This window comes from Bacillus sp. 220_BSPC (genome assembly GCF_001054655.1).
GTDB lineage: Bacteria > Bacillota > Bacilli > Bacillales > DSM-1321 > Peribacillus > Peribacillus frigoritolerans.
On sequence record NZ_JVPL01000016.1, the window covers coordinates 18,606 to 29,269 of the forward strand.

General features: G+C 42.9%; 11 protein-coding genes. 5 read left to right on the top strand and 6 right to left on the bottom strand.

The genetic code is table 11. The features are described 5' to 3' along the window. Positions 1–196: 196 nt before the first annotated feature. Complete coding sequence (locus ADA55_RS01070; protein ID WP_048678016.1) at positions 197–1,189, top strand: potassium channel family protein; 993 nt, start codon at positions 197–199, stop codon at positions 1,187–1,189. Here the strand turns inward: ADA55_RS01070 and ADA55_RS01075 are convergent. From ADA55_RS01075 to ADA55_RS01085, 3 genes are all read right to left on the bottom strand, one after another. Further along, on the bottom strand, positions 1,186–1,590 hold the full coding sequence (locus ADA55_RS01075; protein WP_048678017.1) for a YugN-like family protein: 405 nt from the start codon (positions 1,588–1,590) through the stop codon (positions 1,186–1,188). The genes ADA55_RS01070 and ADA55_RS01075 overlap by 4 nt on opposite strands. Before the next feature lie 179 nt (positions 1,591–1,769). Further along, positions 1,770–3,116: a glucose-6-phosphate isomerase gene (locus ADA55_RS01080; RefSeq protein ID WP_048678018.1), complete on the bottom strand. Its 1,347-nt coding sequence runs from the start codon at positions 3,114–3,116 to the stop codon at positions 1,770–1,772. A 148-nt stretch (positions 3,117–3,264) separates the two neighbouring features. Then, positions 3,265–4,428: an iron-containing alcohol dehydrogenase gene (locus tag ADA55_RS01085; protein ID WP_048678019.1), complete on the bottom strand. Its 1,164-nt coding sequence runs from the start codon at positions 4,426–4,428 to the stop codon at positions 3,265–3,267. A gap of 203 nt (positions 4,429–4,631) precedes the next feature. Between ADA55_RS01085 and ADA55_RS01090 the strand changes: the two genes are divergently transcribed. Then, positions 4,632–4,865, top strand: a complete 234-nt coding sequence (locus tag ADA55_RS01090; protein ID WP_034310308.1) for a DUF378 domain-containing protein — start codon at positions 4,632–4,634, stop codon at positions 4,863–4,865. A gap of 137 nt (positions 4,866–5,002) precedes the next feature. Here the strand turns inward: ADA55_RS01090 and yugI are convergent, their stop codons facing one another. Beyond that, complete coding sequence (gene yugI, locus ADA55_RS01095) at positions 5,003–5,407, bottom strand: S1 domain-containing post-transcriptional regulator GSP13 (RefSeq protein WP_034310304.1); 405 nt, start codon at positions 5,405–5,407, stop codon at positions 5,003–5,005. A gap of 340 nt (positions 5,408–5,747) precedes the next feature. Here yugI and ADA55_RS01100 point away from each other — a divergent pair, with 340 nt between their 5' ends. Together ADA55_RS01100 and ADA55_RS01105 are read left to right on the top strand one after the other, a co-directional pair. Beyond that, a complete protein-coding gene (locus ADA55_RS01100; RefSeq protein WP_048678020.1) occupies positions 5,748–7,091 on the top strand; it encodes a sodium-dependent transporter in 1,344 nt (447 codons plus the stop codon). Between the two features lie 139 nt (positions 7,092–7,230). Beyond that, positions 7,231–7,584: a helix-turn-helix domain-containing protein gene (locus ADA55_RS01105; protein ID WP_048678021.1), complete on the top strand. Its 354-nt coding sequence runs from the start codon at positions 7,231–7,233 to the stop codon at positions 7,582–7,584. Positions 7,585–7,742: 158 nt separating this feature from the next. On the opposite strand, the gene ADA55_RS01110 is transcribed toward ADA55_RS01105, so the two are convergent. Both ADA55_RS01110 and ADA55_RS01115 read right to left on the bottom strand, forming a co-directional pair. Further along, positions 7,743–8,912, bottom strand: a complete 1,170-nt coding sequence (locus tag ADA55_RS01110; RefSeq protein ID WP_048678022.1) for an aminotransferase — start codon at positions 8,910–8,912, stop codon at positions 7,743–7,745. Then, positions 8,909–9,409, bottom strand: a complete 501-nt coding sequence (locus ADA55_RS01115; RefSeq protein ID WP_034310292.1) for an Lrp/AsnC family transcriptional regulator — start codon at positions 9,407–9,409, stop codon at positions 8,909–8,911. The genes ADA55_RS01110 and ADA55_RS01115 overlap by 4 nt, the downstream gene beginning before the upstream one ends. Positions 9,410–9,712: 303 nt before the next feature. On the opposite strand from ADA55_RS01115, the gene ADA55_RS01120 reads away from it, so the two are divergent. Further along, positions 9,713–10,555 carry an alpha/beta fold hydrolase gene (locus tag ADA55_RS01120; RefSeq protein ID WP_048678023.1) on the top strand — a complete coding sequence of 281 codons (843 nt, stop codon included), beginning with the start codon at positions 9,713–9,715 and terminating at the stop codon, positions 10,553–10,555. Positions 10,556–10,664 lie beyond the last annotated feature (109 nt).

Here is a 10,664-nt window from a genome sequence, read left to right on the forward strand (position 1 = left end):
CGAGCATGAAGTCCATTCAGGATACGTGACTCAGCACTAAAAGCCTTCCGACATCTTCCGGAGGGCTTTTATCATTTATCGAAATTCGATCAGGCAATATGCCAATATTCATCATTCAAAGTTTGTCAGTCCGGACCCTTATGAGCCATGCCTTTTTTGACCATACTATAAGGAACAGCTCAAAGGGTGTGAAAAAATGATTAGAATCGGTCCATACATCAGTACCGTTCCCAGATTTCCGCGTTTCATCAGATTGCTTTCCATCATCGCATTATTTTTACTTTCATTCGGGGTCTTGATCCACATTGTGGAGCCGGAGAGATTCCCCACCTTACTTGATGGCATCTGGTGGGCAATCGTGACGATGTCAACGGTCGGCTATGGAGACTTCACTCCCGTGACCAATCTTGGAAAAATCATTGGGATGGTCCTCATTTTGTCAGGGGCCGGCCTGATTACTTCTTATTTTGCGTACATCGCTAAAATTTCCATATCCAATGAACAGCAATTTCTAACAGGAAAGAAAGTATTCGGCGGCGGCGGACATATTATCATTGTGGGCTGGAATGGCCGTTCCAAGAGAATCATCCAAAACATTCATGAGCGCAAGCACCATCAATCCATTGTCCTTATCGATGATACACTGCAAAAGCACCCGCTTCCACGAACGAATATCCACTTTATCCAAGGAAAAGCTACCTTGGATTCCGTTTTGCAGAAAGCCAATATTAAACAAGCCATACGCGTCCTTATTACGGCTGACCTTAAGCAGGACGAGCTGCAAACGGATATGTTCTCGATTTTAACGTTACTGGCCGTCAAAGGGCTGAATCCGCATGTGTATTGCCTTGTGGAAATTTTGACGCATGAACAAAAGGAAAATGCGTTACGGGCTGGGGCGGACGGCATAGTCGAAACGAATAAATTCGCGAGTGAATATATGCAGGATTGCTTATCGAAGGGGATCATAACGGAAGCCAGGGAACAAAATGAGCGGGATGGATTGAGCCTCAAACAGCTGCCCATCCAGGATGACTGGGTGGAATTGACGTTCAAACAGCTGAACGTTAAGCTATTCGATCAAGACATTTTATTGGTCGGCATCATTTCAGGAGGCAAGACCTTAATCAAGCCCCCCGGAGATGTAGTCATCCATCGTGATGACACTCTACTCATCATTGATGATTAATGTAATAAAAGCTTTTCCAGATCCCGGACAAGCGTTTTTCCTAATGAGATATAGTTTTCCGGAAATTCGGCATCCGGATTTTCAGGCTCGGCAAACTGATTGAAGGAAGCGGAGAGGTTTCCGATATTTCCTTCATCGTCAATCCCGTCCTCGTACTTATGAGATAACAAAAACGGTTGTAAGAGTTCGACCATTACCCCGTCCTGATCGAGTGAACCATCAACAGCCTTGAAAGGGACCCGCAAGAATTGGTAGCCATCACTGTCATCAATCTTATAATCAAAAGACCCGTGGTCATAATCCCATCCTCCGCCTATCGCATATCCTTCCGGTTTTAACTTTGTCTCCAGATCGAACAACCCGAATGTTTTCCCTTCCAACTGAGAAGAAATTTTAATCATTGTATAAAACCTCTTTCGCTAATTTTCTATTAGCTTAACCAAAGCGCCTAAAAAAAAACCTGGAATGACTCTATTGTCCCCTCGAAAGGCATAAGGAACTTGGCTTCCAAGCCGCCGTTTCCTTCTTTAACAAAAAAAGGCATCAAGCCGGATGTTATTCCAGCTTGATGCCTTTTATATTATAAGCGCTGTTCGAGCTCCGCTTTTTTCTTTTCATAACCCGGCTTGCCTAAAAGAGCAAACATGTTCACCTTATAGGCTTCCACTCCAGGCTGATCAAATGGATTTACACCCAGTAAGTAACCGCTCATTGCACAAGCTTTCTCGAAGAAATATACAAGGTATCCAAAAGTATAAGCATCGAGCTGAGGAACCGTTACGATCAGGTTGGGAACGCCACCGTCCGTATGGGCTAACAGCGTACCCTCAAATGCTTTATTATTGACGAATTGCACCGTTTCACCTGCTAGGTAATTCAGGCCGTCCAAGTCATTGGCCGCTTCTTCAATCACGATTTCATGACGGGCCTTATCCACTTTGATGACCGTTTCAAAAAGATCACGCCGTCCTTCCTGGACATACTGCCCTAATGAATGCAGGTCAGTCGAGAAGTTAGCCGATGAAGGGAATATCCCTTTTTGATCCTTTCCTTCACTTTCTCCAAATAACTGTTTCCACCACTCAGAGAAGTATTGAAGTCCAGGCTCATAGTTTATCAGCATTTCAATCGTTTTCCCTTTATTGTAAAGGATATTCCGAACCGCCGCATATTGGTATGCCTGATTCTCCCCTAGCTCGGAAGAACTGAAGTCGGCCCTGGCACGCTCGGCTCCCTCCATGATTTGATCGATATCCGCCCCGCTGACAGCAATCGGAAGCAGCCCTACAGCCGTTAAGACCGAGTAACGTCCGCCAACATCATCAGGAATGACGAAAGTTTGGAAGCCTTCCTCCGTTGCTACCGTTTTTAATGCGCCCTTCTCTTTATCAGTCGTAGCATAAATGCGGCTCTTAGCTTCTTCAACGCCGTATTTTTGTTCAAGCAGTTTCCTGAAAATCCTGAAGGCCAGTGCAGGCTCCGTGGTCGTACCGGATTTAGAGATGACGTTGATCGAGAAATCCCTATTTTCCAATAGGTCCATCACATCCTGCATATATGTAGAGCTTATATTATTACCGACAAATAAAATTTGCGGTGCTTTCCTTTTATCCGAAGGTAGAATGTTATAAAAACTATGTTGAAGCATCTCAACTGCTGCCCGTGCTCCCAGATATGATCCACCGATTCCGATAACCAGCAGCACTTCTGAATCTTCTTTTATTTTCGCGGCCGCTTTTTTGATTCTTGAGAACTCTTCTTTATCATAATTGGCGGGTAAATCAAGCCAGCCAAGATATTCATTGCCTGCCCCTGTCTGCTCATGCAGGGAATGGTGTGCCACTTTTACAGCATCCTGTAGATAGGTAATTTCATGCTCCCCGAAAAACGGCAGGGCTTTTGAATAATCGAAACGAATATGGGCCATTCAAATTCCTCCTTGAATTCTTTAGTTTCCCTTTCACTTTATCTGATGTAATTCTCATAATCAAGAAATCGATCAAGTAAATAACGAATTATGCATATAAAGCAATCTCCCACCTGGCAAGGGCGGGAGAGCGGATCATATCACTTGTTTATAAGGAAGCCCGTAAAATGGCAAGGACATCTTCACGGTTGAGGACTTTGAATCGTCCAAATTCCCCTCTGCTCATCGCTTTATCAGCCATGACTTCCAATTGTGAGTCATCGATGCCATAATCCGAAAGATTGGTCGGCGCCCCTAAGCTGCTCCAAAATGACCTAAGTCTTTCAATGCCTTCAAGGGCCGCTTCCTCATCCGTTTTACCTTCCGGATCTACATGGAATACACGGACTGCAACTTTTTTAAAGCGTGCGACATTTTCATGGAGCACATGCTTCATCCAATTTGGGAATAAGATGGCCAATCCTCCAGCATGCGGGATATCATAAACAGCTGAAACGGCATGTTCAATGTTATGCGTTGCCCAATCACCGCTGTAACCAACCCCAAGCGACCCATTCAAGGCTAGGTTTCCGGCATACAGGATAGTGGCCCGATGCTCATAATCCTCCAGGTCTTCCAATAGTTTAGGTGCCGTTTCAATCACCGTCGATAACAGCGATTCACAAAAACGGTCTTGCAGCGGTGCATGCGTTTCCGGGTGGAAGTACGTTTCGAATACATGTGACATCATATCGACCATTCCGTATACCGTCTGGTCTTTTGGTACTGAAAAAGTATTTTCAGGGTCCAAAATGGAGAATTGCGGAAATACCAATGGACTTCCCCATCCATATTTCTCTTTCGTTTCCCAGTTTGTTATGACAGATCCCGAATTCGCCTCAGAGCCTGTTGCAGCTAAAGTCAGCACCGTTCCGAATGGAAGGGCCTCTTCGACTGGTGCCTTCTTAATGACAAGATCCCATGGATCCCCCTCATATTTAGCACCTGCAACGATGGCCTTTGTAGCGTCTATAACGCTTCCCCCTCCAACCGCAAGGACAAAGTCGATCCCATGTTCTTTACAAAGGTCAACACCCTTCCGGACTGTTGAGATGCGTGGGTTCGGTTCAACTCCGGAAAGTTCGTGCACCTCTGCATCGATCTCTTTCAAGGCATTGATCACTTTTTCATATAAGCCATTTTTCTTTATGCTTCCCCCGCCATATACAAGTAAAACTTTATCGCCATAGGCGGGAATTTCAGTTTTTAAGCTTTCAAGCTGACCTTTCCCGAAAATTATTTTAGTAGGATTTTTATATGTGAAATTTTCCAATGGTATCTCTCCTTTAATGCCACATGGACTCCGTTTTCGAATGAATGACAGGGCCAAGTGCTAGTTTTTCTTTTATTCATTATGACCAATGTTCCATTTAAATACAAAATATCCGCCCGGAACTTTTGAGTGGATGTATATTTACATGCTGAAAATGCATGATAAGTAAAGAACTGATTTTTTCAAAAAAAGGAGGCTGTACAATGAGTGGAATACAAAGAATTGCACTTGTTCTTACAATAATCGGGGCAATCAATTGGGGATTAATAGGGTTTTTCCAATTTGACTTGGTCGCTTCGATTTTCGGAGGGCAAGATGCTGGAATGGCCCGTATCGTTTATGGATTGGTTGGAATTGCCGGTCTCATTAATCTTGGTCTTCTCTTTAAACCAAGTCCTGAAATTTCCAGGGAGCCTGAAACCAAACCGACTCGTTGAGATCTTGATCATGGACAATGTTATGTTCTATAAAATAAAGCCGGACCATGGATAAACACATGACCCGGCTTTATTTCATTCATATGCCCCCTGGACAAAAAAAACCGGCTGATCTAGGATCTGCCGGTTCTAAAAAATTATTTTTTGATTAAGTCTTCGCGTTGAGATTGTTCAATCCACTCTTGAAGTTTGTCTTTCAATGTGTTGAAACCTTCAGTAGATTCGATGTGAGATGTCGCTTTAACAGATGCTTGGCGTTTTTTCGGAGCTTTTTTCGGAGCTTCAGTACGCTCAGGAGCTTCTTCTGTAGCGCGGATCGATAAGCCGATTTTTCCAGCAGCTGAATCGATGGAAAGAACTTTAACTTTCACTTCATCGCCCACTTTTAAATGTTCGTTGATATCTTTAACGAAGCCGTGAGTGATTTCAGAAATATGAACTAAACCTTGAGTTGATTCATCTAGAGCAACAAATGCACCGTATGGTTGAATACCAGTAACTTTACCAGCAACTACCGCACCAATTTCGAATTTTTCAGACATGGTAACACTCCTATTTTATATATATTTTTTCGTCTTTTCACGCAATAAAAAATTATATCACATAATTGGAAAATAATCAAAGTTAAGTATACCATACTTTTTGGGATTTTACTCATTAAAAATGTTTGTTTTTTGGAAATAATAAATATTATAAGATCTTTGTATATAACTTAACCTAAAAATTTGCAAATAACCTCTATTTCCCTTAAGATATTTATTCATTTTTCTAAAGATTGTAATATTAAACCTATCCAATTGCCCCTAATCATAGTAAGATGAGAAAATGTTTTAAAAAAATATACAGCTAGATATTCTTTACATCTAAAGGAGTTTTTCCATCATGTCAAAACAAGATCAATGGACTTCAAAACTTGGGTTCATCCTGGCAGCCGCGGGATCCGCTATTGGATTGGGCGCCATCTGGAAGCTCCCGTATATGACTGGGGAAAATGGCGGTGGGGTCTTCTTCCTGCTCTTCATTATATTCACCCTGCTTATCGGGGCACCGATATTAATAGCGGAATTCACGATTGGCCGCAATGCACAGAAAGATGCCATTAGCGCATATAAACATATCGCCCCTGGAAAGCCTTGGGCATTGATTGGATATGGCGGTGTCGTAGCTTCAATCATTCTTCTTTCCTTCTTCAGTGTTGTTGGAGGCTGGATCATCTCCTATTTAGCAAGGAGCTTTACAGGTTCCCTCTCAAACTTGACGCAAGAGGAATATGGGAACTTCTTCAATACGATAATCAGTAATCCTTATGAAACGGTCATCGCTCAGTTATTATTCATGGTCTTTACCATTTGGGTCGTGCAAGGCGGCGTTTCCAAGGGAATTGAAAAGGCTAATAAATATATGATGCCTTCATTGTTCATTCTTTTCATCATCCTTCTTATCCGATCCTTGACTCTGGATGGAGCGATGGAAGGTGTTAAATTCTTCTTGAAACCGGACTTTTCCGCATTAACAGGGGAAACGATCCTATTGGCACTCGGCCAATCCTTCTTTGCACTAAGTGTCGGTGTTTCCGTAATGGTAACCTACGCATCCTATTTAAGTAAAAAAGAAGATATTACAAAATCGGCCTTTTCGGTAGTTGGACTGAATATCTTCATTTCCTTGCTGGCAGGTTTGGTCATTTTCCCGGCTGTTTTCGCACTGGGTTTCAGCCCTTCAAGCGGTCCTGGATTGGTATTTGTCGTGTTGCCTGCCGTCTTCAATGAAATGGCGCTTGGCGGGATCTTCATGTTCATTTTCTTCATATTATTATTATTTGCCACCCTTACGACGGCATTCTCCATTCTCGAAATCGTCGTTGCAGCCATGATCAAGGGGGATTCCGCAAAACGGAAGAAGGCTTCTTGGATTGCTGGTATCACCGTTTTCCTGATTGGAATTCCAAGCGCATTATCCTTTGGGGTGCTTTCGGATGTGAAGATTTTCAATTTATCCATATTCGATTTCGCTGATTATCTGACAAGCAATATCGCGCTGCCAGTCGGCTCCTTGTTCATATCCCTTTTCATCGGATATCAAATGAAAAGGATCGAGGTACAAAAGGAGTTCGAAACTGGCGCTGATCCCGGCCGATCACTTTTTAAACTTTGGCACTTCCTGATTCGCTACATCGTGCCGATCATGATCATACTCGTATTCCTTAAGTCAACTAATCTCATTTAACAATCAACGTGCCGTTTCGTTAATCCCGATGCGGCATTTTTTTCACAAAACCTACATATTCCGTTCCTTCACTTAAGTAATAATATGGTAAAATAATTACATAATAAAAATATATTTCCTGAAAAAGGAGTGTCTGACCATGTCAAATATCGCTAAGAATATCCGTCAATACCGAGAAGATCACAACCTAACTCAGCAGGAACTGGCTTTAAAATTACGAATCGGCACGAAGAAAATCGAAAAGTATGAATCGGGTGAATCGGTTCCTGATACACAAACCATTTTACGGCTTTCCACCGTTCTTGACATTCCGGCTTCAGAATTCCTGAAGGATGCCCAGACCGGTAACGCCGCTGGTATCGACGAGGACATAAAAAAATTGATTGAAGAAATCGGAACCAAAAAAGCGGAGCTCCTTTTAAGAACAGCCAAGGACTTTAGCGAAGAACAAATTCTGAAAGTTATGCATACTTTATATAATACACAAGCTTAATTCAAAAAATGGGTCATAGTATGTGTATTTTTTTTCTGGGTACTGGATATACTATGATTAACACTTTCTATGTTAATCCATTAGATTAACTCTTTTTTCTAATTCCCCCTATGGAAAGGGATCCGGCAGCTAATGGCCGGATCCCTATTTTTTTGCTTTTATTGGCAATGGTTCTTCATGAAACGTTCCATCCTTCTGAGCGCCTCCTGAAGCTGTTCCATGGAGGATGCATAAGAACAGCGGATATGACCTTCACCGCTTTCCCCGAACACATCTCCCGGTACAACCGCAACAAGTTCTTCCGTCAAAAGTTTTTCAGCAAATTCCATCGAAGTCATCCCCGTTCTTTCGATTGATGGAAAAGCATAAAAAGCCCCGCCGGGATTATGGCAATCCAGACCCATTTCGTTAAATGATTTCACGATATAATTTCGTCTTCTCCGATAACTCCGACGCATTTCTTCCACATCCTGCATCCCGTTCTTTAAAGCCTCCAATGCAGCATGCTGGGCAACGGTCGGCGCGCACATCATCGCATATTGGTGAAGCTTAAGCATCGCTTCGGAAATTTCCTTAGGTGCACAAACGAACCCAAGACGCCATCCAGTCATCGCAAACCCTTTCGAAAACCCATTGATGACAATTGTCCGCTCAAGCATGCCGTCAACGGCAGCAAAAGAAGTGAATTCCTCATCATAAGCAAGTTCGGCATAGATTTCATCGGAAATGACCAGCAAGTCATGCTTTTTAACGATGTCAGCAAGCATCACTAATTCTTCCTGCCCAAGCTGGGTTCCCGTCGGGTTATTCGGTGAACAGATTAAAACGGCCTTGGTTTTAGGCGTGATCGCCGCTTCGAGTTGTTGGGGAGTCAGCTTAAAGTCTTCTTCCTTGGATGTTTGGACCGTGACCGGTATTCCCCCTGCCATGGTCACAAGCGGTGCATAGGCGACGAAACAAGGTTCGACGACAATGACTTCTTCACCTGGATTCAAGATGGTCCTCAGGGCAATATCGAGGGCCTGGCTTGCTCCGACCGTGACAATGATTTGATCATCCGGTCTATACGAAACATGGAACTGCTTCTCCATATACCGGCTGATTTCCGACCTTAATTCAAATAATCCGGCATTGGCCGTATATGAGGTATATCCTTCCTCCAGGGAGTTGATCGCCGCTTCCCTTACCGCCCAAGATGTAACGAAATCCGGTTCACCTACACCAAGCGAGACGACCCCTTCCAAATTGGCAGCCAAGTCGAAAAAGCGGCGGATGCCTGATGGCTTAAGCTCTGCAATCGTTTTTGAAACATAACTCGTTTTAATCATGGTGACACCACTATCCGCTTATCTTCTTCAGTTTGATCAAAAATGGTGCCATCATGCTTGTATTTTTTCATTATGAAGTGAGTCGTCGTAGAAATGACGGAATCCAGTGTCGAAAGTTTTTCCGAAACAAAGCTTGCCACTTCGTTCATCGAACGCCCTTCGACAATGACTGAAAGATCATAAGCCCCAGACATTAAATAAACGGACTCGACTTCCTTGAATTTGTAAATCCTTTTTGCAACATCATCGAAACCGACGCCGCGTTTTGGAGTGACCTTTACATCGATCATCGCTGTGACACCATGGTATTCATCCACTTTAGCCCAGTTAATGACTGTTAAGTAACGTACAATGACCCGCATATCTTCCAGTTTCTTCAATGTTATTTCAATGTCCGAATCTGATTGATCGGTCATTTTAGCCAAATCCTTCAGATCAATCCGGCTGTTATTTTCAATGATTCTCAAGACTTCCAATTCCTCTTCATTCAAGTGCATTGGAAAACCCCCCTTTTGGAATTCACTAATTTGCTGTGATGGTTTGGCTGGCAGATAGTCTCACGAATTACCTTATTAGACTTTTTAAAAATCCTATATGACAATATAATTTAATAAGTCCTATGCTGTCAGGATAAACTTACACTATTATATCAAAATTGGCTGGTGACCTGTTATAGTAATTGTGTTTTTTCATCGTTATTATTACAATTACTGTTATGCAACAGTATTATAGGACCTTTTTTGGAATATTCAGGGTAACATGGGTTTTGATCATGGAACAATAACGGAGGAGGAGCTTATATGGAAAGTCATACAATCAAAGGTCTCGAACGGGTAGGGAATATCGAAATCTATTTTGAATATGACCGAATCGATGATTCTCTCCCCACCCTTGTCCTGCTTCACGGATTTTTGTCATCGAGCTTCAGTTTCCGTAAATTAGTCCCCCATTTAATCAAGGAATACAATGTGATCTCCATAGACCTCCCGCCATTCGGGCAAAGCGGAAAAGATTATCGATATACATATTCATTCCGAAACATCGCTAAATCCGTCGTTATGTTCCTGGAGGGAAAAGGCATCAGGAAATTCAGTATCATCGGCCATTCCATGGGCGGACAGATTTCCCTGCAGCTCATCAAGTCATATCCTGATCTTGTCGACCATGCCATTCTGCTTGCCGGCTCAGGCTATCAGCCCGGCTATTCGGAAAAAATGAAGATGGTCAGTTACCTGCCTTTCTTTTCATACGGGATAAAACGGTATCTTCAAAAATCAGGTATCGAAAAGAACTTGAAAAATGTCGTCCATGACCCGGCGATGATTGACGATGAAATGCGGCAGGGATATCTAGGGCCATTCATAAAGAAGCATGATATTTTCCGGGCATTGGGAAGAATGCTTCGAGATAAGGAAATCGATTTGCTGAAGGAGGACCTTAGTGATATTCATACACCATGCCTGCTTATTTGGGGAAGACATGATCGAGTGGTGCCATTGAATATCGGCGAAAGGCTCCATGAAGACCTGCCTAATTCCGAGCTTGTTGTCATTGAGGATTCCGGGCACCTTCTTCCAGAGGAGAAACCTGAAGAAGTGTATCAACTAATTAAGGGGTTTATTGGAGTAGCCACCCCAACGTAAACTCACGATGCTGTAATTCGCGAGTAAAAGCACACAATTCACGAGTAAATAACCGAAACTCACGAGTAAATCGCCGAATCTCACGAGTAAATTACACAAACTTACGAGT